This window comes from Antrihabitans stalactiti (assembly GCF_012932915.1).
Lineage (GTDB): Bacteria > Actinomycetota > Actinomycetes > Mycobacteriales > Mycobacteriaceae > Antrihabitans > Antrihabitans stalactiti.
This window is the reverse complement of the sequence record NZ_VCQU01000007.1, coordinates 78,463-102,470: the sequence shown is the minus strand read 5'-3', so window position 1 is coordinate 102,470 and position 24,008 is coordinate 78,463. Positions and strand designations below refer to the sequence as shown.

Annotated in this window: 27 protein-coding genes and 1 pseudogene; 15 read left to right on the top strand and 13 right to left on the bottom strand. The window is 64.0% G+C overall.

Annotated elements, in window-relative coordinates; genetic code table 11:
• Positions 1-2: 2 nt before the first annotated feature.
• Complete coding sequence (locus FGL95_RS19905; protein WP_169590044.1) at positions 3-797, bottom strand: HugZ family pyridoxamine 5'-phosphate oxidase; 795 nt, start codon at positions 795-797, stop codon at positions 3-5.
• Positions 798-915: 118 nt separating this feature from the next.
• Here FGL95_RS19905 and FGL95_RS19900 point away from each other — a divergent pair, with 118 nt between their 5' ends.
• The 3 genes from FGL95_RS19900 to FGL95_RS19890 are packed head-to-tail and all read left to right on the top strand — an operon-like array spanning position 916 to position 3,458.
• A complete protein-coding gene (locus tag FGL95_RS19900; protein WP_338079936.1) occupies positions 916-1,728 on the top strand; it encodes an oxidoreductase in 813 nt (270 codons plus the stop codon).
• Positions 1,721-2,707 (top strand): AraC family transcriptional regulator ligand-binding domain-containing protein, encoded by a 987-nt coding sequence (locus tag FGL95_RS19895; protein WP_169590043.1) that lies wholly within the window; start codon positions 1,721-1,723, stop codon positions 2,705-2,707. The genes FGL95_RS19900 and FGL95_RS19895 overlap by 8 nt, the downstream gene beginning before the upstream one ends.
• A gap of 19 nt (positions 2,708-2,726) precedes the next feature.
• The gene (locus FGL95_RS19890) at positions 2,727-3,458 is read left to right on the top strand and encodes a TetR family transcriptional regulator (RefSeq protein WP_169590041.1); all 732 of its coding nucleotides are present in this window, start codon (positions 2,727-2,729) and stop codon (positions 3,456-3,458) included.
• Here FGL95_RS19890 and FGL95_RS19885 read toward each other — a convergent pair.
• Positions 3,448-4,446 carry an AurF N-oxygenase family protein gene (locus tag FGL95_RS19885; protein WP_169590039.1) on the bottom strand — a complete coding sequence of 333 codons (999 nt, stop codon included), beginning with the start codon at positions 4,444-4,446 and terminating at the stop codon, positions 3,448-3,450. The two genes, FGL95_RS19890 and FGL95_RS19885, sit on opposite strands and share 11 nt — an antisense overlap.
• Before the next feature lie 92 nt (positions 4,447-4,538).
• Here FGL95_RS19885 and FGL95_RS19880 point away from each other — a divergent pair, with 92 nt between their 5' ends.
• Entirely contained in the window at positions 4,539-5,684 is a 1,146-nt protein-coding gene (locus FGL95_RS19880) for an acyl-CoA dehydrogenase family protein (protein WP_169590037.1), read from the top strand.
• A 21-nt stretch (positions 5,685-5,705) separates the two neighbouring features.
• Positions 5,706-6,248 (top strand): annotated as a pseudogene (locus FGL95_RS33170) (DUF6928 family protein); the annotation flags it as partial.
• On the opposite strand, the gene FGL95_RS19875 reads toward FGL95_RS33170, so the two are convergent.
• Positions 6,189-6,941 (bottom strand): methyltransferase domain-containing protein, encoded by a 753-nt coding sequence (locus FGL95_RS19875; protein ID WP_169590036.1) that lies wholly within the window; start codon positions 6,939-6,941, stop codon positions 6,189-6,191. The pseudogene FGL95_RS33170 and the gene FGL95_RS19875 sit on opposite strands and share 60 nt — an antisense overlap.
• A gap of 24 nt (positions 6,942-6,965) precedes the next feature.
• On the opposite strand from FGL95_RS19875, the gene FGL95_RS19870 reads away from it, so the two are divergent.
• The 3 genes from FGL95_RS19870 (at position 6,966) to FGL95_RS19860 (ending at position 9,997) form a co-directional block, all read left to right on the top strand.
• Positions 6,966-7,385: a TIGR03618 family F420-dependent PPOX class oxidoreductase gene (locus FGL95_RS19870; RefSeq protein WP_169590034.1), complete on the top strand. Its 420-nt coding sequence runs from the start codon at positions 6,966-6,968 to the stop codon at positions 7,383-7,385.
• 198 nt (positions 7,386-7,583) lie between these two features.
• Positions 7,584-8,816: an acyl-CoA dehydrogenase family protein gene (locus tag FGL95_RS19865; protein ID WP_169590033.1), complete on the top strand. Its 1,233-nt coding sequence runs from the start codon at positions 7,584-7,586 to the stop codon at positions 8,814-8,816.
• On the top strand, positions 8,816-9,997 hold the full coding sequence (locus FGL95_RS19860) for an acyl-CoA dehydrogenase family protein (protein WP_169590031.1): 1,182 nt from the start codon (positions 8,816-8,818) through the stop codon (positions 9,995-9,997). The genes FGL95_RS19865 and FGL95_RS19860 overlap by 1 nt, the downstream gene beginning before the upstream one ends.
• On the opposite strand, the gene FGL95_RS19855 is transcribed toward FGL95_RS19860, so the two are convergent.
• Together FGL95_RS19855 and FGL95_RS19850 are read right to left on the bottom strand one after the other, a co-directional pair.
• Entirely contained in the window at positions 9,959-10,753 is a 795-nt protein-coding gene (locus FGL95_RS19855; RefSeq protein ID WP_169590029.1) for a maleylpyruvate isomerase family mycothiol-dependent enzyme, read from the bottom strand. The two genes, FGL95_RS19860 and FGL95_RS19855, sit on opposite strands and share 39 nt — an antisense overlap.
• A gap of 42 nt (positions 10,754-10,795) precedes the next feature.
• Positions 10,796-11,368 carry a helix-turn-helix domain-containing protein gene (locus FGL95_RS19850; RefSeq protein WP_338079962.1) on the bottom strand — a complete coding sequence of 191 codons (573 nt, stop codon included), beginning with the start codon at positions 11,366-11,368 and terminating at the stop codon, positions 10,796-10,798.
• 68 nt (positions 11,369-11,436) lie between these two features.
• Between FGL95_RS19850 and FGL95_RS19845 the strand changes: the two genes are divergently transcribed.
• Positions 11,437-12,435 carry an NAD(P)/FAD-dependent oxidoreductase gene (locus FGL95_RS19845; RefSeq protein ID WP_169590026.1) on the top strand — a complete coding sequence of 333 codons (999 nt, stop codon included), beginning with the start codon at positions 11,437-11,439 and terminating at the stop codon, positions 12,433-12,435.
• Here the strand turns inward: FGL95_RS19845 and FGL95_RS19840 are convergent.
• Genes FGL95_RS19840 through map form a run of 3 tightly spaced genes read right to left on the bottom strand, consistent with a single transcriptional unit; the run spans position 12,432 to position 15,348 of the window.
• Positions 12,432-13,679 (bottom strand): M23 family metallopeptidase, encoded by a 1,248-nt coding sequence (locus FGL95_RS19840; RefSeq protein WP_240963171.1) that lies wholly within the window; start codon positions 13,677-13,679, stop codon positions 12,432-12,434. The genes FGL95_RS19845 and FGL95_RS19840 overlap by 4 nt on opposite strands.
• 18 nt (positions 13,680-13,697) lie before the next feature.
• Positions 13,698-14,525, bottom strand: a complete 828-nt coding sequence (locus tag FGL95_RS19835; protein ID WP_169590024.1) for a VOC family protein — start codon at positions 14,523-14,525, stop codon at positions 13,698-13,700.
• A gap of 55 nt (positions 14,526-14,580) precedes the next feature.
• On the bottom strand, positions 14,581-15,348 hold the full coding sequence (gene map / locus FGL95_RS19830) for a type I methionyl aminopeptidase (protein WP_169590023.1): 768 nt from the start codon (positions 15,346-15,348) through the stop codon (positions 14,581-14,583).
• Between the two features lie 41 nt (positions 15,349-15,389).
• Here map and FGL95_RS19825 point away from each other — a divergent pair, with 41 nt between their 5' ends.
• The 3 genes from FGL95_RS19825 (at position 15,390) to FGL95_RS19815 (ending at position 17,764) form a co-directional block, all read left to right on the top strand.
• Positions 15,390-15,869 (top strand): hypothetical protein, encoded by a 480-nt coding sequence (locus FGL95_RS19825; RefSeq protein ID WP_169590021.1) that lies wholly within the window; start codon positions 15,390-15,392, stop codon positions 15,867-15,869.
• 86 nt (positions 15,870-15,955) lie between these two features.
• Positions 15,956-17,308, top strand: a complete 1,353-nt coding sequence (locus tag FGL95_RS19820) for a hypothetical protein (RefSeq protein WP_169590019.1) — start codon at positions 15,956-15,958, stop codon at positions 17,306-17,308.
• Positions 17,309-17,347: 39 nt separating this feature from the next.
• Positions 17,348-17,764, top strand: a complete 417-nt coding sequence (locus tag FGL95_RS19815) for a nitroreductase/quinone reductase family protein (protein ID WP_206072122.1) — start codon at positions 17,348-17,350, stop codon at positions 17,762-17,764.
• On the opposite strand, the gene FGL95_RS19810 is transcribed toward FGL95_RS19815, so the two are convergent.
• Both FGL95_RS19810 and FGL95_RS19805 read right to left on the bottom strand, forming a co-directional pair.
• Positions 17,742-18,338, bottom strand: a complete 597-nt coding sequence (locus FGL95_RS19810; RefSeq protein ID WP_169590018.1) for a DinB family protein — start codon at positions 18,336-18,338, stop codon at positions 17,742-17,744. The genes FGL95_RS19815 and FGL95_RS19810 overlap by 23 nt on opposite strands.
• A gap of 10 nt (positions 18,339-18,348) precedes the next feature.
• The gene (locus FGL95_RS19805; RefSeq protein ID WP_169590016.1) at positions 18,349-19,173 is read right to left on the bottom strand and encodes an alpha/beta fold hydrolase; all 825 of its coding nucleotides are present in this window, start codon (positions 19,171-19,173) and stop codon (positions 18,349-18,351) included.
• 72 nt (positions 19,174-19,245) lie between these two features.
• On the opposite strand from FGL95_RS19805, the gene FGL95_RS19800 reads away from it, so the two are divergent.
• The gene (locus FGL95_RS19800) at positions 19,246-20,232 is read left to right on the top strand and encodes an RNA polymerase subunit sigma-70 (RefSeq protein WP_169590015.1); all 987 of its coding nucleotides are present in this window, start codon (positions 19,246-19,248) and stop codon (positions 20,230-20,232) included.
• Between the two features lie 3 nt (positions 20,233-20,235).
• On the opposite strand, the gene FGL95_RS19795 is transcribed toward FGL95_RS19800, so the two are convergent.
• The gene (locus FGL95_RS19795) at positions 20,236-21,261 is read right to left on the bottom strand and encodes a tocopherol cyclase family protein (protein WP_169590013.1); all 1,026 of its coding nucleotides are present in this window, start codon (positions 21,259-21,261) and stop codon (positions 20,236-20,238) included.
• A 51-nt stretch (positions 21,262-21,312) separates the two neighbouring features.
• Here FGL95_RS19795 and FGL95_RS19790 point away from each other — a divergent pair, with 51 nt between their 5' ends.
• Together FGL95_RS19790 and FGL95_RS19785 are read left to right on the top strand one after the other, a co-directional pair.
• Positions 21,313-21,708 carry a DUF6632 domain-containing protein gene (locus tag FGL95_RS19790; RefSeq protein WP_169590012.1) on the top strand — a complete coding sequence of 132 codons (396 nt, stop codon included), beginning with the start codon at positions 21,313-21,315 and terminating at the stop codon, positions 21,706-21,708.
• A 108-nt stretch (positions 21,709-21,816) separates the two neighbouring features.
• Entirely contained in the window at positions 21,817-22,350 is a 534-nt protein-coding gene (locus FGL95_RS19785; protein WP_169590010.1) for a dihydrofolate reductase family protein, read from the top strand.
• 60 nt (positions 22,351-22,410) lie between these two features.
• Here FGL95_RS19785 and FGL95_RS19780 read toward each other — a convergent pair whose 3' ends face one another.
• A complete protein-coding gene (locus tag FGL95_RS19780; protein WP_169590009.1) occupies positions 22,411-22,890 on the bottom strand; it encodes a carboxymuconolactone decarboxylase family protein in 480 nt (159 codons plus the stop codon).
• Positions 22,887-23,984: an NAD(P)H-dependent amine dehydrogenase family protein gene (locus tag FGL95_RS19775; protein ID WP_169590007.1), complete on the bottom strand. Its 1,098-nt coding sequence runs from the start codon at positions 23,982-23,984 to the stop codon at positions 22,887-22,889. Before FGL95_RS19775 ends, FGL95_RS19780 begins: the two co-directional genes overlap by 4 nt.
• Positions 23,985-24,008: the final 24 nt, after the last annotated feature.

Sequence of the window (24,008 nt, the reverse complement as noted above, 5' to 3'; positions counted from 1 at the left end):
TGTCATGCTCTTGCCCTCTTCGCCAAATCTACTGTTGCAGCACGTAACTCGCCGACCGAGTCGATCGGCTTCGCATAGCCCACCCGCGTGACGGCGATGCCGCGGGGTGTTGTGACCCGCACATCGAGGCCATAGCGGTCCGCGCCCTCGCACGCCGCCTGTGTCGCGTCGGGGAATCCACCGAACTTCTGCGCCATCGCAAGTAGCGCCTCGGCATGGTCGGCGTTGAGATGGTCGATCGCGCCTTTGGCTGCTGGCGCTACCGGGTCCGGTGCCGCGGCCGCGTACGCCTCCGCGGTCGCAGAATCCATCCGTCCGTATCCGCCGACCCACCGGATACGCTGGACGCGCAGGATCCACACGGAGAAATCGCTGAAGTCGATGTACACCTTGGCTGCCGCGACTGCCGCGAGATGCGCCGCACGTGCGGCGACGAGCTCGTCGTCGACGGGCCGCTCGACGTAGCCGGCGAGCGTAATCCGTGCGCTACCAAGTGGATCCGACGGCGGGTTCGGCGCGACGATGGCGATGCTCGCGCGCGGGTCGCGGGCGAGGTTGCGGCCGTGTTCGGCCATCCGGGAAACACACAGCACCGGGGCACCGTCGAGCAGCCCGTAGGTCACGAACGACGCCCACGGATCGCCGTCGGCGGTGAGGCTGGCCAATGTGCCGATGTTCGTCGAATGCGCAATCGTGCGAGCCTCCTCCGCCGCCGACGGCCGCGTGGAGTCGACGACGTCGGTCAGTGGGGGCGGAACGGTGGGTGCGTCGCCGGGGTCGCCATGATCGAGGGTCATTTCACGAACGGTACGCGGACCTCGACCGTAAGTCCCGACCGCAGTGTGGCGTCTTGTGCAAGAGATCTGGCGCGTTCTGCTAGTGACCGGGCGTCGTGGCGCGAATAGCGTTCGAAGCGTGAAAACTGTTCTCGTCACCGGCGCGTCGTCCGGAATGGGTAAGGCCACGGCGGAGAAGCTGCTCTCGCAGGGATACATCGTCTACGTCGCGGCTCGCCGACTCGACAAGATGCGCGATCTCGAAGAGCTCGGCGCGGTGGCAATCGCGATGGATATCACCAAGGACGCCGACGTCGTCGCCGCAGTCGACCGAATTGCCGCCGAAAACGGTGGCATCGACGTCCTGATCAACAATGCCGGGTTCGCCACGTACGGGGCCATGGAAGACACCGCGCTCGCAGACGCCCGCTACCAGTTCGAGGTGAACCTGTTCGGTCTCGCCCGTCTCACTCAGCTCGTGCTGCCGTACATGCGCCAGCAAGGCGCAGGCACCATCGTCAACATCTCGTCGATGGGCGGGAAGATCTACACCCCGATGGGGGCTTGGTACCACGCGACCAAACACGCCGTCGAGGGCTGGTCGGACTGTCTGCGCCTCGAGCTGAAGCCGTTCGGCATCGACGTCATTGTGATCGAGCCAGGAATCATGCAAACCGAGTTCGGCGACGTTCTCGTCGGACCACTACTGGAGCGGTCCGGGGAAGGGGCGTACGCAGATCTCGCGACCAAGGTCGCCGAGGCGACGACCGCGATGAAGGACGCCAACGGTGGCTCGCCCGCATCGCTGATCGCCGACGTGATTGCCCACTCGATCGCAGCGAAACGGCCGAAGACTCGCTATGTTGCCGGACGGTATGCGCAGCCGCTGATCGTCATGCGCAAATTGTTCGGAGATCGAGTGTTCGATCGGGTAGTCATGAGCCGTGTCTGACAAATTTGCGATCGATCCGTCGGCGAGGGCATTGCTCGCCGATCTGGGGATCGCCGTTGTGAATGTTCTGCGCCGGGCAGGGTTGCCGCAGAACCTGCTCAGCGGCGGTCCGGCCGTCGTCGGACCCGTCGAATACTTCGCATTCTGGCAGGCGCTCGACGACGAAGCCGACGACCCGGACCTTGCGTTTCGGATCGGTCGGGCGATGTCGGCGGAGGTCTTCGCGCCGTCGCTGTTTGCCGCGCTGTGCAGTCCGAACCTTGCTGTTGCCGCCGGCCGAATCGCCGTCTACAAGAAGCTCATCGGACCGATGCGGGTACACGTGACATCGACGCGGGATTCGCTTGCGGTCGAGTACGAGTGGCCCGGGGCGCTGCAGCCGCCCGATCTGCTGATCGTCACCGAGCTCGCGTTCTGGGTGGCGCTGGCGCGCCTCGGTACCCGGTCGGCGATTTCACCGACGCGAGTCAGTGCGCCTGTCCAGCAAGCGAATTCGGCCTCTGCGACGTCCTTCTTCGGTGTCGGCGTGGATCATCGCGCGGTGCAGTCGATTACGTTCTCGGCAGTCGACGCGGTCCGACCCTTCTTGACGGCAAACGACGAGATGTGGCAATTCTTCGAGCCCGAACTCCGTAAACGACTGTCGGAGTTGGACGACGCCGCCACCATGACTGAGCGCGTGCGTGCGGCGTTCCACGAAATGCTGCCTGCCGGTACGGCATCCATGGCAGAACTGGCTCGTGAGCTCGCGGTCAGCACCCGGACGCTGCAACGCCAACTCCAGGCGGAGTCGACGACATTTCGGGCGGTCCTCAATCACACGCGTGAGGCGCTGGCACGCCACTATCTGCTCGCCGGGAACCTGTCTGTCCCCGAAATCGCTTTTCTGCTCGGCTACAACGACACGAATTCGTTCTATCGAGCGTTCAATGCGTGGACCGGCACCACTCCCGAACAGCTCCGGATGTTCGCCGTGTAACGCGCGATAGACTCCCACCGTGCCGAGCCGCCCGACAGTACCCGACGAGCCGGGCGCGGCCACGGGCCAAGTCGCCCGGTGGGAGCGGCACAACTCCGAACGGCAGTCGTTGATTCTGAAAGCTGCCGTCGAGTTGCTCGAGGAAAGCCCGGCCGGCGCAGACGTACCGGTGCAGCAGATCGCCAAACGCGCTGGTTTCGCGAAATCGGTGGTGTATCGGCAGTTCAACGGTCGCGAGGATCTGGACCGCCGAATCAGGTCCTACGTCGCCGACGATTTCGCCAAGACCCTCGACACCAAGCTCAACATCGCCGACGGGTCGCTCGAGGAGCTGCTGACGAGAACTGTTCGGACCGTGGCAGATTGGATTGCGGACAATCCGCGTCTGCTCGAATTCATGCGGACCGGCCCGACCGATGACGACGATACGAACATCGACGCGGTCGCGAGTGTGAAAGCCAGAATTGCCCGCCGAGCGCGCGACATCATCGAGTCGGTCACGGTGTTGATCGGTGTCGACAGCACGGGGTTCGAATCGTTGCCGTTCGCGGTCGTCACCATGGTGGAAGGGTCCCTGACGCACTGGGTTCGCGATCCCGACGCGGAAAAATCGCGCGCCGAGATCGTCGACGACCTCGCGACCTACGCCTGGTTCGTTCTCGATGGTGCGTGCCGTTCGGTCGGCCTCGATGTCGACCCGAAGGGTCGACTGGTCGACGTCATCAAGCTGATGACCGAGGTCAAGCGATAGCTTTTGCCTCGCGCAACGGTTCGCTGCGGAAGCGCGACACCGCGCCGTCGATTCGGAGCAACTTCCAAACTTGCTTCGTGATCGGGTTGATGAGACCGAGGTCGTCGGCGAGCATCCGTACGTCGCCGAAGTAGTCGGCGAGGATCTTGCGGGATTGCGGGCTGCGCCAGAAGGCGTCCCGGAAAACGTCCTTCGGAATGTCGTACTCCGTCGCGAACGAGCGAGGCGGCGTCATGATTTCGCCGACCAGCCACCGCATGGCGAGCGGGAACGCCAACGCACACACCCCTCTGCTGAGTGGATTCATGCGCTCTATATGCGACCGCAGAAATTCGTGTGCGAAGGAGATGTGGCGAGCTTCTTCGGCGATGTGAATCTGCATGGTCCGCAATACGGCAGGCGGAATGTCGGCTCCCTCGCGGATGAGGGCCTTCTGGTAGTGATCGATCGGCTCTTCACCACCGAGGATGCCGATGAACAGGATGACGTGGGCATAGCCACCGGCGACGCCGATGATCGGCGACAGCCGCCGGAAGATCGGCCGCATCCCGGGTACGTCGACGCCGATGCGATTGACCAGCTCTTGGAACATCTGGATGTGGTTGCACTCTTCGGTCATCTCGTGCAAGCAGTACCGAAACTCGGGCGAGCCATTCGGCAGCTTCATGATGTACTGCATCATTCCGCGGATCAGGATGCTCTCGAAGGCGGCACCGACCTTGATCGAATTGGCCTGACGCCACTTCCCGATCTCGATCTGCCGCTCCAGCGGTAGATCCCGGTACCACTGGGTCGCGCCGAGCGGGTCGATCTCGGGCGACAGTACCCAGCGCGGATCGTCGGGATCGATCGCGAACTCCGGTGAATCCCAGGGGATGTCCAGATACGGGTCGAAGCGTCGGTTCACCGAACCGTCGGACAGAGTGTGCATGAGATCGCGATACTGCGCGTCCCACAGCTCGCTCGTCTTCGAAGTTGACAGCGTCATCGATGCCTCCTTGTGAATATCCGGTAGTCCGGAGTACCTTTTACAACCTATTGGGACTCGTCGTCTCAGTCAAGCACCGAAAGGGATCATCGATGACCGCACAAACCTCGAGTTGGATGACCGAGGATCTTGCCGACGTGCGAGACCTTGCTCGAAACTTCTTCGAGAAGGAAGTCGCACCCAACATCGAGAAGTTCATCGAGCAGCACCACGTGGATCGCGACCTGTGGAACAAGGCAGGCGAGCTGGGCTTGCTGTGCATGTCGATTCCCGAGGAGTACGGCGGCGGCGGTGGCACCTTCGCCCATGAAGCCGTGCTGATCGAGGAACAGGCACGAGTCGGCGACACCTCATGGGGCGTGAGCCTCCACAACAGCATCGTCGCGCACTACCTGCTCTCCTACGGCACCGAGGAGCAGAAGCAGAAGTGGTTGCCGAAGATGGCGACCGGCGAGGTGGTCGGTGCAATCGCCATGACCGAGCCCGGCACCGGCTCGGACCTGCAGAACGTGAAGACGAAGGCAATCCAGCACGGCGACGAGTACGTCGTCAACGGCTCGAAGACGTTCATCACCAACGGTTCCCAAGCCGATCTGGTCATCGTCGTCGCAAAGACCGACACCGCGGAGGCGAAGAACGGCATCTCGCTGGTCCTCGTAGAGGCGGACCGTCCCGGCTACCGATGTGGTCGCGTGCTCGACAAGCTCGGCCAACGTGGGCAAGACACCGCCGAACTGTTCTTCGACGACGTCCGGATTCCCACGTCGAACCTCTTGGGTACAGCCGAGGGCCTGGGCTTCATCCAGCTGATGCAGCAGCTTCCACAGGAACGGCTGATCATCGCCGTCGGCGCTGTGGCGGGCATGGAAGGCGCACTGGCGCAGACGATTGCGTACACCAAGAGCCGGCAGGCCTTCGGCAAGCCGATCTTCGCGTTCCAGAACACGAAGTTCAAACTGGCGGAAGCGGCGACCGACGCCAAGATTGCGCGCGTGTTCGTCGACGACTGCGTGTCCAAGCACCTGCGCGGCGAACTCGACATCCCGACCGTCGCCATGGCGAAGTGGTGGACCACCGAGCGCGCGATGTCCGTCGCCGACAACTGCCTCCAGCTCCACGGCGGCTACGGGTACATGACCGAATACCCGATCGCCCGAGCGTGGGTCGACAACCGTGTGCAGATGATCTACGCAGGCACCAACGAAATCATGAAGGAGATCATCGCGCGGACGCTGTAGCCCTCGCTATTGTTGGCGCCCATGGGGGCGAAGACTGCACTGCTGTTCTATTCGACGCACAACGCAATGGAAGTGCTGCGCTCGAAGCCGAAGCTGGACCGAGGTAAGGCGCGCCGATTGGTGGCGCGCCTTTACCCGGACTCGACGGTCGACGAGGTCGACGATGGCGACCTCGAAAGCAGTGCGTTTCCGGTCCGCGCCGATGGCAACCTCTATATCGGCGTCTTTCCGGGGTTGACGGTGCTGGCGACTGTCGACGTCGCCGTCGACCGCCCGTCGCAGCTCGACAGTCGATTCATCGATGCAGCCGATGGCGCCGCGGTCATGCTGCATGCGATGCACAGCGTCAACGACTGGTTCGCATACGGAGTATGGACCGGGGGAGTGCCGACTCGGCTTCTCAGCCTGTCGCCGGACACCGGAATCATCGAAAACATCGGCGCGGCCGAAGAATTCGAAGAACCGTACTGGTTCGGCGAGCACCCCGTCGAAGACGAGTATCCGTTACCGTTCCACCCGCTCGAGCTGGGCGAGGAAGCGTTGCGCGCCCTGCTCGGTTTCAACTACGAGGGCTACGTTCTCGACGACGACCCCAACCTCGCGTCGATCACGCTCGCCGGGTTTCGGGTCAACTAACGCCAGCAGGAAACCCTGCGGCGTCGTCTCCACACCCTCGGCCTCCCGCACCAACCGAGCGCGGACTGCGAATCCGGCCTGGGTCAACAACTCTGCAATGCGGTCCGGTTGCAGTCGACGAACCTCCAGCGCCACGGCGTGACCGAATGCCTCCGCGAAACACAGCGGCTCGTCGCCGACCTGAAATGCGACCACCAAACAGCCGCCCGGCTCGAGGACTCGATGAAACTCGGCGAACACCTGCGGCAGCAAGTCGTCGGGAATGTGGATGATCGAGTACCAGGCAACGATCCCGCTCAGCGCGCCGTCGGGCATGTCGAGCGCGGTCATCGAGCCGACCTCGAACTTCAGTCCCGGATATGAGCGCGTCGCCAGCGCGACCATCTCCGGCGAGAGGTCGATGCCGAACACCTTGCAGCCCAGTGCATCCAGTAGCGCGGTCACTCGGCCAGGGCCGCTCCCCACCTCGAGGACAGTCCCATGGACAAGGGAGGCAAATTCCGCGAGCACGGCTCGCTCCAGCGGCCTTGCCTCGGGCTCGTCGGCAAATCGCGCTGCGTAGTCCACGGCGATCGCGTCATACGACGCGCGAGTCGATTCCAGAAACCCTGGTTCGGTCACGCGGTTGACCGTACCGTTGTCGAGGTGAGCAAACTTCCCGAGAGTGCGCGTGCGCTCATCGAATCCGGGCGCCTCGCCCATTGCGTAACGGTCAACGCCGACGGCAGTCCGCAGGTCAGCGGAGTGTGGGTCGGGCTAGACGGCGACGACATCGTCATGGCACATATTCCACGCAACGCGAAAGTCCGCAATTTGCAGCGCGATCCGCGAATCGTGCTCTCGATTCAGGCCGACGGTAAGAACCCGATCGGCATGCAGGAGTACCTCGTCGTCCACGGCACCGCGACCGTCACCGAAGGCGGCGCCGCCGACGTGCTCAACCGGCTTGTGAAGGTGTACGCAAGTCCGGATGCCGAGTTCCCGCTGCCGCCCGGCGCACCGCCCGGATTTGTCGTGCACATAAGCCCCGACCGACTCGGCGGCTTCGGTCCGTGGGTCAGCTGACCCAGGGAAAGGCCAAGCTCGGTGGTGTTGTCGCCGCCGTCGACTGTTGACATCGAAAGTGCAGTTGTTCAGCCTCACAAGCACCGAAATGCCTGAACAACTGCACTCTCGGCAATTGGGCCCGACCCGCAGTTGGCAGATTGCCAATAAGGTGTGCATGATGTCTGGACAACGCAATTTGCCAACGGGAGTTTTCAGATGGATCTCGAGTGGTCGGCAGCCGACCTAGCCTTTCGCGACGAAGTGCGCGCCTTCCTCGATGAGCACTTGACCGCGGACCTGCGCCGGGCCGGAAGGCTGATGACGAGTGTGTACTCCGATCACGAGGCCAGCATGGAGTGGCAGCGCATTCTGCACGAGCGCGGCTGGGCTGCGCCTGCGTGGCCGGTCGAGCACGGTGGCTGCGATTGGACTTTGGCTCAGCACTACATTTTCAGCCGCGAATCGACGCTCGCCGGCGCACCGTGGTTGTCTCCCATGGGACTTCGGATGGTCGCCCACGCGATCATCGCGTTCGGAACGCCCGAGCAGAAGGCGTTCTATCTGCCGCGCATCCTCACCGGCGAGGTGTTCTTCTGCCAGGGCTACTCCGAGCCAGAGGCGGGGTCGGACCTTGCGTCACTGAGCATGGCCGCGATCGACGACGGCGACGACCTCGTGTGCACGGGCAGCAAGATCTGGACTACGCACGCGACCGAGGCGAACTGGATCTTCTGCCTGGTCCGCACGTCGCGCACCGGCAGGAAGCAACAGGGCATCACCTTCGTCCTGATCGACATGAACACACCCGGCATCGAAGTCCGGCCGCTCGTCATGACGTCGGGTGAAGAAGTGCAGAACCAGGTCTTCTTCGACAACGTCCGAGTGCCGAAGTCCAACGTGCTCGGCAAGATCGACGACGGCTGGACTGTCGCGAAGTACCTGCTCGTTTTCGAGCGAGGCGGCGGCGCGGCAGCACCGATGTTGCAGGTCATGGCCGAATCGGTGGCCGACGCGGCTGCCGAGCAGCCTGGACCCGACGGTCGGCCACTGATCGAGGACCGCACGTTCGCGGCCAAGCTTGCCGAGGCACGCATCCGCACGGAGGTACTCGAGATTCTCGAATTCCGGACGTTGGCCGCGATGGCGGAGGGCCGCAATCCTGGTCCGGCAGCATCGATGCTGAAGATCCTGTCGACCGAGCTGAGTCAGAAGCTGACCGAACTGGCGCTGGAAGCCGCTGGCCCACGGGGCCGCGTCTACCAGCCACATGCGACGAAACCGGGCGGCCCGATTGCCGAATTCATTCCGCCTGCAGACGGTTACGTCAGCGGTGAGGAGTGGCAGGCCGTTGCGCCGCTGCGCTACCTCAACGACCGCGCCGGCTCGATCTACGCCGGTAGCAACGAGATTCAGCGAAACATTCTGGCCAAAGCAGCGTTGGGACTCTGATGGACTTCAACTTCACCCATGAACAGGTGCTCCTCCGCGACACCGTTGTCGGATTCCTGGCGACCCGGTACGACTTGGAGAAGAGCCGGACCGTCGCCAAGACGGGCGCCGGTTGGCAGCCCGATATCTGGCGCGGATTTGCCGACGAGCTGGGCATTCTCGGCGCGACCTTGCCAGAGAGCGTCGGCGGAATCGGTGGCGGCCCAGTCGAGTTGATGATCGTCAGCGAGGCGCTCGGTGGCGCTCTTGCGGTCGAGCCGTACGTCGACACGGTCGTCGTCGGCGGTGGTCTGCTGCACCGAGCGGGCGGCGATCGTGCCGAAGCGCTGCTGCAGGGAATTGTGTCCGGCAGCGTGATCACTGCGTTGGCTGCCACCGAGCCGACGTCGGGCTACGGCTTGCACGACGTGTCGACGATCGCACGGCGCGACGGCGATTCCTGGGTGCTCGACGGCGCGAAAGCCGTTGTGAGCAGCGCGCCATTGGCGACTCACCTCCTCGTCACCGCGCGGACCGCGGGGTCGCGACGCGACACCGACGGGATATCGCTCTTCGTCCTCGAATTCGATCCGAACAGCCCGCCACCCGGCGTCACGGTCCACTCGTATCGAACCATCGACGATCGCCGCGCGGCGGACATCGTGTTCGACGGACTGCGGCTGCCCGCCGACGCTTTGTTGGGTACCGACGGCACGGCTTGGGAATCGGTCGAGCAAGCGATCGACGAGGCCACCGCCGCGGTGGCGTCGGAAGCAGTCGGCTGTATGCGAAAAGTGCTTGCGGACACCGTCGAATATGCGAAGCAACGCCAGCAGTTCGGTCAGCCGATCGGTAGCTTCCAGGTGTTGCAGCATCGCATGGTGGACATGTACATCGAGCTGGAGCAGTCCATCGCCGCTGTCTATCTCGCGATCCTCAACCTCGATTCCGACCGCAACGAACGCGCTCGCGCGGTCTCGGCGGCGAAGGTGACGATCGGCCGCGCCGCACGATTCATCGGTCAGAATGCAGTCCAGCTGCACGGCGGCATGGGCATGACCGAAGAGCTTGCGATCGGCCACTACTTCAAGCGGCTGACTGCGATCGAGAACGAATACGGTCCGGCGGATTACCACATTGCGCGCTACATGCAGGCGCAGCCTTCACCCGAAATCGACGCGCTCCAACCAGAAGTCGAGTAGCTCCTCGTCGCCGAAGATTTCGATTCCAGCGCTGCGAATGTCGCGACGCTTGAAGATGGCGAGCACGAGATCGACCAGGGGTGCCCGCACGGCGACGGCCGATTTCTCGTGCGCGCGGCGCCACGCGATCGCGTCGCCGGTCAGGTCGATCACCCACTCGGCGTGCGCGTCGGGTGGGGTGTCGGTGGCATGGAAGTGCAGCGTCCTACCCGGACCTAGCAATTCGCGCATCTGCGGGTGGAACTCGAAATGCATCGGGAGCGAGCCGAGCCACATCCACTCGTCGATGGCATCGATCGCGACGTCACGTTCGACGGTGAACGGTGCACCGAGCGCCAAGATCGCATCGGCACGGTGCACCAGCGTCTCGTTCATGAAGCGGCGAGCGTAGAACGCAGCCGTCCCGTTCGGCACCGGGTCGGTCGACGCGGGTGAGTCCGGACCTGCCTCAAGAAGCGTATCCGCCAGCAGCCGCGCACCCTCCGCCAACCACGGACCGACGACAGCAGGATCTTCATTGGCGTAGGGGGAGAGATCGCGGAAGTGGTCGTCCGGGAGTCGGTCCGTCGCGCGAGTTCCGACGGTGTCCGCCGCCCAGCGCTGGCCGCCGCCGAGGTGCCGTAGCAACTGCCCTACATTCCAGCCGGGGCACGAGGGGACGGGGACCGTGAGGTCCGCGCCGTCGATGGCCGCCACCAAAAGGTCTGTCTGCGTGACGATCTCCGAAGCATGGCGATCGAACGTCAATGCGGTCATGAGCCCTACCGTAGCCGCCGCTGTTCGCCGCGTCTCCGCTGATCAGCTGTTTCCGGCCCTGGCCCGAACGTGCGCACGTTCGCCCTGCGGACCGAACAGGCTGAGGACTTCCGCAGGTCCGGGGCCGGGGTTGCCGAACCAGTGCGGCACGTGCGTATCGAACTCCGCCACTTCGCCCGCCGTCAGAATCAGGTCGTGCTCACCGAGCAGCAGGCGGATCCGTCCTGAGAGCACGTAGAACCATTCGTACCCCTCGTGGGTCTTGAGGTCGGGATCGATTCCCGGATCGCGTGGCGGGATAACGTGTTTGAACGCCTGTATGCCGCCGGGTCGCCTGGTCAGCGGGATGATTGTCTGACCGTTTCTGGTGATCGGCTTCGCATGGATCCGCGGATCACCTGTCGCGGGCGCGCCGACCAGCTCGTCGAGCGGGAGCATGTGAGCTTGGGCGAGCGGCAGTAGCAGTTCGAGTGTGGGCCGTCGCTGACCGGATTCGAGTCGGGACAACGTGCTCACCGAGATCCCGGTGTTCTCGGCAAGCTGTGCGAGCGTGACGCCGCGATCCATACGGACCGCTCGTAATCGCGGCCCGACCGCATCCAGCGCCTTGTCGATCGCGTCATCGTTTGCCATATCGGCAAGTTTACTTGCCATATCGTCCGATGGCGAGCACTCTCGACAACATGACGAAATCAACGACAGTCGATGTATCGAAACGCGATGTCCCGAAATACGACGTGATTGTCGTCGGAGGCGGCGCGGCCGGCCTGAGCGGCGCAAAGAACCTTGCTCGCGCACGTCGGAGCGTGCTCGTCGTCGACGACGGTCAACCCCGCAACGCGCCTGCCGGGCACATCCACAACTACCTCGCGCGTGAGGGCACACCGCCTCTCGAGCTGCTCGCGATCGGGCGCCGAGAGTTGGCCGAGTACGGGGGTGAGGTGGTGTCAGGACGCGTGTCTGCAACATCGGCGATCGACGGCGGGTTCGAAGTCACCCTCGCAGACGGCAAGACCGTGCAGAGCCGGCGGCTGCTCGTCGCCACTGGGCTTGTCGACCGGTTGCCGGACGTGCCGGGCGTCGCCGACCGCTGGGGTCGAGATGTGTTGCATTGCCCGTATTGCCACGGCTGGGAAGTCCGCGACCAGGCGATCGTCATTCTCGCGACCAACCCGATGTCGATGCATCAAGCGTTGCTCTTTCGGCAGCTCAGCTCCGATGTAACTGTGCTGCTCCATAATTCGACTGTGCTGAGCGACGACGAACTCGAGCAGCTCGCCGCACGCGACATCGCCGTTGTCGAGGACACCGCGACCGGATTGACGGTTGTCGACGACCGACTGACGGGCGTGCAACTCGCCAGCGGTGGGGTTCTCGAGTGCCAGGCGGTCGTCGTGGCGCCGCGATTCGAGGCGCGCGTCGACTTCCTCGCCGGGCTGGGGTTGCAGGCGCAGGACATCGACATGGGAGGTCACGTCTTCGGTACGGCGATTACCGCCGACGCGAATGGCGCGACGTCGGTCCCGGGCGTGTGGGCGGCAGGCAACGTGTCCGACATGAGTGCTCAGGTGATCGTCGCAGCGGCTCGGGGAGTCGCAGCGGCAGCGCAGATCAACGCCGATCTTGTTCTTGAAGACACGCGCCTCGCTGTGGCCGCCCGGCGGGCACTCGCCTCGGTCTAGTTCGCCACCTTGTAGCCCATGATGTCGCGGATCAGCGGACTCTCCTTCGTCCGCTGGCCGGCATCGACGTCGGGCGCATACTCGGCCTTCGTGTGATCGTCAATGAGCGGGCCGAGGGCGTCGTTCGAAATGAGGCGCGATTCCAACTCGAACGAATCGATTTCGAAGGGGAGTCCGTTCGCGGCGAGCGGGTCGGGACCGTTCATTACGTGGAAGTGCAAGTGGGGGGCGTCGGAGTTACCGGAATTGCCGAGCAGTCCGACGACCTGTCCTGCTTTCAGGTCGTCTCCGACCTTGACCTTCACGCCATCTTTGCCCTGTAGGTGGGCGTAGAACGCATAGTGGCCGTCGCCGATGTCCTGGACGACGTGGTTGCCGCCGTATTCGTCGATACGCAACCCCGTCGCACCGATACTCGGCGTCTGCTCAGGCAGATTGTCGACCACCGCAACAACTTTGCCGTCCGCGACCGCGTGCACGTTGGTGCCGAAGTAGGCGTAGCTCTCGGTCTTCGTCTTATCGCCCGTGTACAGGTATCCGTCGTTGTTGAGTTGCACGTAGTCGATGGCGAATCGTTCGGCCAGGAAGAGCTGGCCGTTGATCGGATTGGCTGCGCCGCGGTGACCTTGGACCTCGCAGCAGCTATCGCCGTCGAGCCAATGCGGACCGTCCAGCGGTGGCTTGATGACGATCGGGTCCTTCTTGTCGACCTTCGTCGTTGCGACCTGCTCGACCAGAGTCTGGGGAATCAGCGGCGGGCTCGGCTCGGCAACTTCGATGTCGACGGCGTGGGAGATCGTGTCGGGAATGTCAGCGCGGGTGTCCACCGTGGCATCGACCCATACGATCGCCGACTGACCTGGACCGATAACTGGCCCACGTTCTTTCGCGCCGAACACCTTCATCCATGTGATCAGCTTGTCGCCGGAGAGATCGAAGAGCGTTCGGTCGCCCGCCATGGCTTTGAACGACTTGATTGTCGTCGGCGACGGCAAGACGTTGGTCAGCATCACTTCATAGGCCATGTGAATCTTCTTGTCCGTCGCCGGAACCGCGATCGGCGCCGCGATGACCGAGGCGATTACCGGCGTGACGACGGCCGGAGCGGCAGAGGTCGTTTCGGTGCCCGACGATGATGTCGACGAGGACGAATCCGACGATGACGAGCAGGCCGCCATCGACACGAAGACGGCGGCGGCAACTGCCGATGTAGCAAGACGATTCAGACGAATCCGGCGCATCATCGGACGATGCTAACGCCCTCAGGCCGACGGCGGAGTGAATTGGCTTGCGGTGAATTCCGCTCCTTGCGGGTCGCGGATCACCGCCGATTTCGTCCACTCTGAATCGTTGCCGGACAGGACAATTCCGCCCAGTCGCTCTGCGGCGGCAACTGTGTCGTCGCGGTCGGCCACGGCGAACGAGACGTGCCAATTGGGCGTCTCAGTGTCGCCCGCAGGAGCCAGCCAACCGATCGCGTCCGAAAATCCGGGCGGCACAAAGTCTCCGGACTGGCGTTCGAAGATGTCGGGGTCGACCGTCGCGGCCAAGTGGTCGCCGTAACCCGGTCTGCGAATCATGATCGCGTAGCCGATGTCGTCGATCGACCACCCGAACACGTCGGTATAGAACGCCGCCGATGCAGCGGGATCGGCTGCGTGCAGGTCGCTGAAATTCCACGATCCAGGGGCGTTCGTTATCTGGGCACCCTTGCGGTACTTCGCCTGCCACAGGCTGAATTTCACGCCGAACGGATCAGCGCACGCGACCGAAATGCCAGCCTGGCCAGCCGGCGTCGGGGGCTCGAGAATCTTGCCGCCCGCGCGCGTGACGCGCTCGGCCGCTGCCGCAGCGTCGTCGACGGCGACGTAGGTATTCCAGACCGCCCGGTCGAAAGGACCGCCGATGCCAGCCGCGTCTTTGCCGTCGAGTTGGGCGATGACGTATCGATACGGCGCCGATGGCGGCGCCGCGTCTTCGAATATCCAGCCGAAGATGCCGCCGTAGAACGCCTTTGCCCCGTCGACATCGCCGCACTCGATATCGACCCACGACGTCACACCCGCGGGATAGGTCCGTACCTCGGTCATCGCAATCGCCCCTCTCGGTTGATGCCACCCAAGCTAGCGGCACCCACCGACAGGTTCAGACCGACAGCGTGAGCACCTCGGGTCCGTCCTCGGTGATCGCGATCGTGTGCTCGGTGTGCGCCGTCCGCGAGCCATCAGCCGACCGGATCGTCCAACCGTCCGGGTCGAAGACGATTCGATCGGTCGTGGCGGCGAGCCATGGTTCGAGTGCGAGCGTCAGACCAGGGCGGAGCTTCAGACCGCGTCCAGGGCGGTCCTTGTTGGGTACGTGCGGATCTTCGTGCATGGTGCGGCCCAGCCCGTGACCGCCGAACTCGGTATTCACCGGGTAGCCGTAGGAGTCCGCCACCGTCCAGATCGCATGGGACACGTCGCCGAGCTTGTTTCCCGATTGCGCTGCCGCGATACCGGCGACGAGCGCTTCCTCGGTGGCCTTGATCAGCCGGAGGTCGTCGGGATCCGGCGTGCCGACGACGATGCTGCGCGCCGAGTCTGCGACCCAGCCATCGATCGAGACCGCGAGGTCCATGGTGAGCAGATCGCCGTCAGCCAATCGGTAGTCGAACGGAAGTCCGTGCAGCACGGCATCGTTGACGGACAGGCAGACCGTATTGCGAAACGGTCCCTCGCCGAACGATGGCGCGTAGTCCCAGTAGCAGGACACGGCGCCGCGCTCTTCGATCCGCCGTCGCACGTGGAGTTCGAGATCGAGAAGATTGACTCCGACCTCGGCGAGGTCGGTCAGCTCGTCCAACACGCGGGAGACGAAACCGCCAGTGATGCGCATCTTGTCGATCTCGCCGCGTGTCTTCAGTTCGAGCAATGTCTTCTCCGTCCTCGCCGATAATTCTCTACCGTAGTGACGTGACAGGCACGCAGCTCACCTTGATCATCGTCGGCTCGGTGCTTCTCGGAAACATCCTGTTCCAGGGCTTGATGTGGACCTTGATCCTGCGGCACTGGCGAAAGCAGTGGACACGTGTCACCGCCGAGGTCGAGCGTGCGATTCGAAAGTCCGGCGCGAGGACGATCCGTCCTCCCTATCGCGCACGTTATATGGGTTCGACGAGTCGATCCGCCGGGCGAGTCAACGGCAAGGCCATTGCTGCCCTCACCGACGAAGCGCTGATCCTGCAGACGTTTCGAGGTGGCCCGCTGATCTATCGTGCCGACGGGGCGGTTACCGGTGTGCGCGAATCCAGGTCGTTCCGGAGATCGGCCAGCGCAGGCTGGACGAACGTCGTACTTGGTTTGGCCGATGGTGGCGAGGTGGGCTTTGCGGTCCGCGAGGACGCTGGTGGCTGGGTCCGTGACGTGAAGCGGGTTGTCGTCGGCATTCGGTGACGAATGTCGGTGCCCGAACGACACGCGAAACGAGGGGACACGTACGGGACGAGCTTTGCAAGCACGCAGTCGGTAGGCTTTGATCGATGCTTGGATTCCTCGATCCTTTGGAAGCGCTGCAGTCACGACTGCTCGACGCTATTGGCGACGCAGTTATCGTCACCGTCTGGCACTACGACCGACCAGTCGATCACGCACGCTTGCGAGAATTCCATGTCGCATTGCAACGAGGCCCGCTTGGTCGATCGATCGAAGCATCGCCCATTCGCGGTGCGAGTGGCCGCTGGGTTATGGCGGACACGTTTGCCGAGTTGTTCGTCGAACCACATCCGATCGCCCGGGAGCAGTTCGAGGGCTGGCTGGACTCTCGGATAGCCGAGCCCCTTTCGACAGCCGGCGGTCCGGGCTGGCGGCTGTCGACCACCGCGTTCGCAGATGGCGGATCGGCGGTGTGCCTCGTAGCGACACACAAGATTGCCGACGTCAAGGCAATCAGTCAGGCTGTCGCGCAGGCGGTACGCACCGATGAATCCGGCGCTGATCAAGTGAGCTCGAACGGCACCGGACGCAGGTCTTCGCTCGCCGAATATCTGGCTGCGATCACGATGCGATCTGCGGTTGGGTGCACGCTTGCCATTCGTCGGGTCGCGTCGATAGTCGCGCGACAGTCGAACACGCAGCAAATTGCCTCCGCTGAAACCGGCGGAAACACGAGTTCAGAGCCCTCGGGGCCACCGCCGCGACCAGCGCGTGTTGCGGTCGCCATTCCGGCGGAGCAGTGGCAACAGTCCGCCGAGAAGCTGAACGGCTCGACAACCAGTCTTTGTGCTGCGGTCACGGCGTCGATTGCCAGCGCGCTCGGACGCGTGAATGGTGATGGCGTAGCAACGCTGTTGATGCCGGTCAGCACCCGGACCGGACCGGATGACATCCGGGGCAACGCGATCGCGAGCACCCCCTTGAATGTTCCGGTCTCTTTCGACGGCTCGAAGGCCCCGGACCTGGCACAGATCAGGCAGTTGATCAAGCAGTCGCTTGCCGCTCAGCCGAGCCGCAAACGTGATCGGCGAGACGCACGCGCCTTGATCTCGTTGCCTCAGGCTCAGTTCAGCGAGGTGGTCGAAATGGCGGGCGAGCACCTCGCGACCGACCAATCTGTGTGCTCTGTGGTCGGCAAACTCGACCACAAGCTACCTTTCATCGACGGCGGCGAGGCGAGTTCAGTATGGGCAGGGTTGGTCAACCCGCAGCTCGAGGACGGTCGCGCTCTCCAATCTCAATCCAGCATGCTTTCGGTTTTGATCGTCGAAGCGTGCGGCCAGATAGCCTTGCGCTTTGTCGGATTTCACGACGATCGCGTGGCTGACACTGCGCAGCTGCGAAGCCTTGTGCTCGATGTGTTCGAGTCGTATGGGATGTCTGCGGTCTCACTCACCTGATCTCGCAAGCTTCAAGCACAAGTGTCGGGGTCGGATGGCATGGTGGATGCCGTGGATATGAAGGCGATCAACCGCGCAGCAATCGAACAGTTCCGGGCCGGCGGGGAAGTCGACGGCATGAATCGCGATCGACTTCTGCTCCTCACGACGTTGGGGCGCAAGTCCGGCCAACGTGTCACGACGCCGATGATGTTTCACGACGACGGCGGTCGGCTGCTGGTCATCGCCTCGAACATCGGAGCACCCAGACACCCGGACTGGTACCTCAACCTCGCGGCAAACCCCAGGGTGACTGTCGAGGTGGGTACGGAAATCTACGAAGCGACAGCGTCGACCATCGACGGCGAAGAACGCGAGCACGTCTGGGCCATGCTGAAGGCGAACTATCCGTTCTTCGCCGACCACGAGGCAAAGACGGATCGGATCATCCCCGTCATTGCACTCGTCCGGGATTGAAACTGCGAGCGGCGTCTTCGACTCTGGCGAGGTAGTTCCTCCACCACGCCGCATCACCGGGAGCCATGTTGGCGTTGCCTTCCCTGTATCCGGCCGCGCCATCGATGAGTTCGCGAACGATATCGGCATGTCCCGCATGCCGATTCGTTTCGGCGATGACGTGGACCAGAATCTGCTGCAGCGTCACCACCCTGCGATCGGGTGGCCAATGCTGTACCTCGCCGACATCGTCGAGCGCGTGCGCCTCGATCGTCGCATCGGCGTGCGCCCAAGCGCGCGTGTAGAAACCGAGAATCTCGTCGCGTGACTCGTCAGCGGTAGCCCACATGTCGACGTTGGGCTCGGCATCGGGTGCGAACCAGCTGTCGAGTACCGGCTCGTTCGGCGGGCGCCCGAACGTTTCACCGAAGTAGCCGAACTCGATGCCTGCCAGATGCTTGACCAGCCCCAACAGGTTGGTGCCTGTGGGCGTCAGCGGACGTCGAACGTCGTACTCGGACAGCCCGTCGAGTTTCCACAGCACCGCGTTTCGCGCTGTCTGCAGGTAGCGGCGCAGAACGTCCTTCGGCTCCATGCGTGCCCTTTCACTTTGCCGGCGTCAGCACCTCGCGTAGCCGCGGGAGGAAGCCGGCTGGATCGTCTACGAAACCAGTGTGGCCGCCGGGGAACCTGACGGGTGCGATATCGAGAGCAGCGGCGAGCGCGTTCGAGGTCCGCTCGCATTCCTGCTCACCCGACTCCTCGCCGATGCCGACGACGATCTTGGCTGCGACCGCGCGCAGTGCCGTAATGTCCGGGTGCCAGAAGGAGCTCGCACGCAATTCGTTGGCAAACCAGTGCCGCTCGTCTGCCGCCTGCTGTGGCTCGGGCTCGTTGCCGAATACCTGCATGAACACCGGCTCGGGCATGTGCAGGTTCGCCGTGGCCAAGAATTTTCGCCACGCACCGACGCGGTCGCCACGCAGGAACGTCTCGCAGTAGTCCTCCGTCGCCGCGCGGACCGCCACCCGGTCGTCGAGCAGCTCCACCAACGGTGGCTCGTGTGCGATGACGACGCGGACCGATTCGGGGTGCCCCTGGATCAGAGCGAGTGCCGTGACCGCGCCGCCGCTGGACCCGAAAACCGACGCCGGGCCGGCGTCGACGTGCGCGATCAGCCGGGCAAGATCGTCAGCGCGCAGTTCCGGCGTCGAGTCCTGGTCGCGATCGTCGACGGTGCTGCGGTTGATGCCGCGCGGATCCGTGGTGAGAACGGTGTACTCGTCAGCCAGCAGATCGGCCAGCGGCGCAAAGGATTCCGCGTGCATGGGAGCGCCGATGAGCACGACGAGCGGGCCCGTGCCGCGCAGTTCGTAGTGCAGTCGGGCACCGGGAACGTCCAGGGTATGGGCGGTGATGGTGGGGTTCATTCAGGTCTCCCAAGCGGTGAGAAGCGGTTGCGTTCGAAATGAAGACTCCAGGCGTCGGGCAGACTCATCGGTGTGAGCGAAATTCCTTCGACAACGGATCTCGACCTCGCGCGCGACGGTGACGACGCCGCGTTCAATCGTCTCGTCGAACCGCTGCGGCGCGAGTTGCACGCGCACTGTTACCGCATGCTCGGGTCGACACACGATGCCGAAGACGCATTGCAGGACGCCCTCCTTCGGGCGTGGCGCAGCCTGGCGCGATTCGAGGGACGAAGTTCACTGCGCTCGTGGCTCTACACGGTCGCGACCCGGACTTGTCTGGACTCGGTCGAACACCGCCGCAAACGTGCGCTGCCCATCGACCTCGGACCGTCGAGCGAGAGCGCCGTCGTCGGCGATGTGCCGCTCGCGGATGTCGCCTGGTTGGGTCCGTATCCGGACGCCCGATACGAACAGCGCGAAGGCGTAGAACTGGCTTTCGTTGCCGCCCTTCAACATCTGCCGGGCAATCAGCGTGCGGCACTGCTGCTCTTCGAGGTGCTGGGGTTCTCTGCCGCGGAGATCGCGACGATCATGGATACCTCGACCGCGTCGGTGAACAGTGCACTCCAACGCGCTCGCCGCATCGTCGCGGAGAAGGTGCCGCCCATGACGCAGGCTCAGACGCTGAAGGGGATCGGCGACCTGCGGTTGCGAGAAATCGTCGCCCAGTATTCGGGTGCCCTCGAGCGCGGCGACGCCGACGCGCTGGTGCAATTGCTCACCGCCGACGTCACGTGGTCGATGCCGCCCTTGCCGCACTGGTATCGCGGATTGGACGCGGTCATGGACTTCGCGGTCCGGGTGCCGATGGATGCGTGCGGAGCCTGGCGTCGCGTACCGACGCAAGCGAACGGTCAGCTTGCGTTCGGGTCGTACCTGTGGGACGACACCGCTGGCACGCACTTACCGTTCGCGATCGACGTTTTGACCCTTCGCGGCGACCGAATCGCGGAAGTCACGACGTTCATCGGGGCCGAACAACACCTGGCCTTCGGGTTGCCCGCCTCCGTGGCATGAACTTCAGACCGGGGGTGCGTCCGAATCCTCGGGCGCGCCGCCGCGGCGAACGACTTCCGCGCGGGCACGGTCGATGCCGCCGTGTTCGAGGCCGGCCAACGACGATTCGCCGCGCCAGACGATTCTTCCGCGACTGCGGACCTCGACCGACAATCTTCCGCCAAGATGCTCGATAGCTCCGGCAATGTTGCGGCGCTCGAGCGGCAAAGGCACGGGGAGCACATGTGCGGCACCCAGCGGTGCGTTGCCTTCGACGGTCACGCTGACCAGGCCTCGCCGACCTTGCAGCGACCACCGCTCGTCGCCGACCTCGGCGCGCACCGGCGAGACGCCCGGATTGCCAAGTCGAAGAACCCGACCGTTCGGCAACCGCACGACCAACGCTGTGACCTCGGTGCGCAACGGTCCGGCGGTGATCTCACCGCCGGCGAATGCGACGCAAGCCTGCGGCTCTGCGAAGCCCTGCGCTTGGCCCCACCACCAAGAGTCGGGGAATCCGCCTTTGCCCCAGTTCTTTTCACCGTAGACCTGAGCACCGTCGAGGTTCCACTCGTCGCCACCCACTGTTGCGGTACCCTCGACGCGCCCGCCGAGCAGCCACGGATGCCAGTACTGGTTGAGCGCCGGAACGGACTGGAAGACGCTGGACCCGCCGAACGCCGGGCGCGGCCACTCGACTCGATCCGAGATCCGTACGTCGAGCTTGGCATCGGGGCCGAGGTCGACGTGCAGGCGATCAGCCGAACCTTGGAAGGCGGACCCCGCCGACGCGCCGAGGGCGTTCGGATCGGCCGACCCCTCCGGATGGACAACGGTGCGGAGGAAGCCGTTCGGATGCGACCCGAGCCCGAGGGTCGACCACATGCCTGTCTCGGACCGATTGACTCCGATCAACGCAATTATGGAGCGGCCGGAATCAGGTTGGCTGAAACGCCAGAAGTACCCTTCCATCGCAACGCCGTGAGCTTGGCGCGGATCACCGAAGGGTAAATCTGCGCCGGTTGCGCGGTACCGGTCGAGTAGTGACATGTCGCCACGCTACCGGTGAACCGCGAGGGTTGATTCTCCGTTCGCTCAGGTATGGCATCGACACCCAGTTACAGGCTTCTGCAGATCGCGCTCGCGGCGTTCGGCACGGTCATGATCTGTCTCTATCCGCTGGCCGTCGTATGGCCGTCAGGCTGGGCATGGCATCACGGCGCTCCGTACGAGTCGCACTACTTCATGATGATTGTGGGCGTGTACGTGACGTTGGGCCTCTTTCTGTTGAACGCCGCGCGACGCCCCGAGGCGAATATCAGCCTGATCTGGTTCGCCGCGGTGTCGAGCCTCGTCCATGCGGCGGTCATGGCGGTGGAATCGTTCGACATGGGCGGACACCATCACGGTCACCTGTGGGGCGACGTCCCGGCTTTGCTTGTCGTCGCCGTCGTGTTGCCGATCCTCCTGCGGTCGGCTGGGCTCGCCACACGCTGAATCTCCAGGATTCGGATTCGTTCGGTCACTGCTGTCGAAAACGCGCTACGCCGCTCGACGCACTTGCAGTTGACCGAATCAACGACCGAATCCGACAAGGAGAACATCATGGGATACATCAAAGGCAGCCTCTTCATCTCGCTCGACGGCGTCATCGAGGATCCGCAGACCTGGCACTTCGACTACTTCGACGATGAGATGGGCGCCGCGGTCGGCGCGCTGATGCAGAACGATGCGACGCTGCTGGGACGCACAACTTACGACGAGTTCGCCGGCTACTGGCCGAACGCTGATCCCGAAGACCCGCTCACCGGGATCATGAACGGATCACGCAAGTACGTGGTCTCCAACACGCTTACCGACGCCAGCTGGGAGAACTCCAGCATCATCAGCGGCGACGTGAAGTCCGAACTGACGAAGCTCAAGCAGGACACCGACCTCGGCGTGACGGGCAGCGCCACGCTGGTCCGCTGGCTGGTCGAGGAAGGCCTCATCGACGAGTTGCACTTGTTCGTGCACCCGGTCGTCGTCGGTCAAGGCAAGAAGCTGTTCGCCGACGGAGCGAAGGTGCCGCTGAAGCTGTTGTCGTCGACGACGTTCGGCTCCGGCGTCCTGCATTCCGTCTACGCCCCAGTTGCCTAGTGCCCCAACCCTCGTGAGTCTTTTAGGAGTCTATGGACTCCTAAAAGACTCACGAGGGGGTTAGTGGGTGGGTATGACGCAGGCCGTGTCGAGGCCGAGCACCCGATTGAGCCGGCCGAAGGCGAGCCACGACCCCAAACACATGGTCAGTTCGACGATTTCGCGTTGCTCGTAGGCTGCGGTCATCCGGGCCCAGAACTCGTCGTCGATCGAATGATGGTCGAGCGCGTACCGCTCGGCGTATTCGGCGGCCAAGCGGGTGCGGTCGTCGAAGGCGTCGGTGGTCCGCCAATCACGCACTGCCGCATCGAAATCGGCCTCGACCTTCACCCCGTCGCGCTCGGTGCGCCAGTCCTGGCAGAAGATGCAGCCGTTGATCTGCGCGATCCGCAGCCGGGCGGCCTCGAACTCGCGCAGATCAAGGGTGCTGTCCGAGTACACCTTCATCGAGAACTTGGCGGCCGCAGTGCCGATGCCCGGCACCATTTCGCCCCACACGTATCCGATCGGATCCTTGCCCTCTGGCACATCGACGATCATGCTGATGCCTTCCTTCTCAGTTTGCCGACCGCGGGGCTGAGTGGCACGTCCAGCGCGTCGTAGATTCCGGGCCCGGCGGCGCGTAGCCACGGGATCGCATTGACCAATCTGCCGACCGCGGTGGCGTTTCCGCCCGCGGAGCGATTGCCGCCTTCGTCGGTCGCCTCGATGTTGATCTCGATGCGCGGGCGCCCCTCGATGATCACCTTGTGCGCGCCGTCGCCACCGTCCGGCGGCATCGGCCAATCCGTCGCGCACGACGGGTGGATGCGCGTGACGTGCTCGATGACGATGAGCGGCTCGCCATCGACGACGCCTTGGACCTCGAAGCGCAACGCGCCCTGGTTGCCGGCCTCGAACGTGCCCATTGCCGCCGTTTCGACGCTCGACTCGAGTGGGCGCCGCAGCAGCGTTTCGCGAACTTCGTCGAGTTCGACGCCGAGTGCGCGGGCGATCAGACGAAGCTGGCCGCCCCAGACCATCGTCGGAACGCCGGGCGCCACCATCGGCGGGAGATAGTCCATCGGCTGACCCATGCCGACCAGATAGCGCACGGAGTCGGGTTGGTCGTAGGTGGAGTAGTCGAAGATCTCCTGGCAGCGGACCTGGTCGATGCTCGACGCCAATCCTGTTGCGAGGATGGGCAAGATGTCGTTGCCCCAACCCGGGTCGATGCCGGAGACGAAGAGTGATCCGCCGCCGTCGGCGATCGCAGCAAGGACCGGGTCGCGTAGTTCCGGGGGAGCAGACCTGGGGTCGTACATGGCATAGACCGACGGCGTCACCACGCAAGCACCCACTCGGATTGCTTTGTTGATGTCGGCGAGCGCCTCGACCGGGCGGACCTCGCCCGACGCCGCGTACACCACGGCATCGGCTTCGGCGAGCGCTGCGTCGACGTCGGCGGTGGCCGCGACGCCGAGCGAGCGGTCCAGGTCGGCAAGCTCGCCGGCGTCTTTCCCGACCTTGTCGGGGTTGTGGACGATCACCCCGGCGAGGTCGAGGTCAGGATGTGCGTCGACCGCGCGTATCGCCGCCCTACCCACGTTTCCGGTGCCCCACACGACCGTCCGCGCCGAACCCTGGCTGCTCATGGCCTCCACGATATAGAACACGTT

Excerpts from the sequence above, each read along its gene's own strand:
- FGL95_RS19905 (WP_169590044.1), bottom strand. The coding sequence starts at position 797 with ATGACCCTCGATCATGGCGACCCCGGCGACGCACCCACCGTTCCGCCC.
- FGL95_RS19885 (WP_169590039.1), bottom strand. The coding sequence starts at position 4,446 with ATGACGCTGTCAACTTCGAAGACGAGCGAGCTGTGGGACGCGCAGTAT.
- FGL95_RS19880 (WP_169590037.1), top strand. The coding sequence starts at position 4,539 with ATGACCGCACAAACCTCGAGTTGGATGACCGAGGATCTTGCCGACGTG.
- FGL95_RS19865 (WP_169590033.1), top strand. The coding sequence starts at position 7,584 with ATGGATCTCGAGTGGTCGGCAGCCGACCTAGCCTTTCGCGACGAAGTG.
- FGL95_RS19860 (WP_169590031.1), top strand. The coding sequence starts at position 8,816 with ATGGACTTCAACTTCACCCATGAACAGGTGCTCCTCCGCGACACCGTT.
- FGL95_RS19855 (WP_169590029.1), bottom strand. The coding sequence starts at position 10,753 with ATGACCGCATTGACGTTCGATCGCCATGCTTCGGAGATCGTCACGCAG.
- FGL95_RS19845 (WP_169590026.1), top strand. The coding sequence starts at position 11,437 with ATGACGAAATCAACGACAGTCGATGTATCGAAACGCGATGTCCCGAAA.
- FGL95_RS19840 (WP_240963171.1), bottom strand. The coding sequence starts at position 13,679 with ATGATGCGCCGGATTCGTCTGAATCGTCTTGCTACATCGGCAGTTGCC.
- FGL95_RS19835 (WP_169590024.1), bottom strand. The coding sequence starts at position 14,525 with ATGACCGAGGTACGGACCTATCCCGCGGGTGTGACGTCGTGGGTCGAT.
- FGL95_RS19820 (WP_169590019.1), top strand. The coding sequence starts at position 15,956 with ATGCTTGGATTCCTCGATCCTTTGGAAGCGCTGCAGTCACGACTGCTC.
- FGL95_RS19815 (WP_206072122.1), top strand. The coding sequence starts at position 17,348 with ATGGTGGATGCCGTGGATATGAAGGCGATCAACCGCGCAGCAATCGAA.
- FGL95_RS19810 (WP_169590018.1), bottom strand. The coding sequence starts at position 18,338 with ATGGAGCCGAAGGACGTTCTGCGCCGCTACCTGCAGACAGCGCGAAAC.
- FGL95_RS19805 (WP_169590016.1), bottom strand. The coding sequence starts at position 19,173 with ATGAACCCCACCATCACCGCCCATACCCTGGACGTTCCCGGTGCCCGA.
- FGL95_RS19795 (WP_169590013.1), bottom strand. The coding sequence starts at position 21,261 with ATGTCACTACTCGACCGGTACCGCGCAACCGGCGCAGATTTACCCTTC.
- FGL95_RS19790 (WP_169590012.1), top strand. The coding sequence starts at position 21,313 with ATGGCATCGACACCCAGTTACAGGCTTCTGCAGATCGCGCTCGCGGCG.
- FGL95_RS19785 (WP_169590010.1), top strand. The coding sequence starts at position 21,817 with ATGGGATACATCAAAGGCAGCCTCTTCATCTCGCTCGACGGCGTCATC.
- FGL95_RS19780 (WP_169590009.1), bottom strand. The coding sequence starts at position 22,890 with ATGATCGTCGATGTGCCAGAGGGCAAGGATCCGATCGGATACGTGTGG.
- FGL95_RS19775 (WP_169590007.1), bottom strand. The coding sequence starts at position 23,984 with ATGAGCAGCCAGGGTTCGGCGCGGACGGTCGTGTGGGGCACCGGAAAC.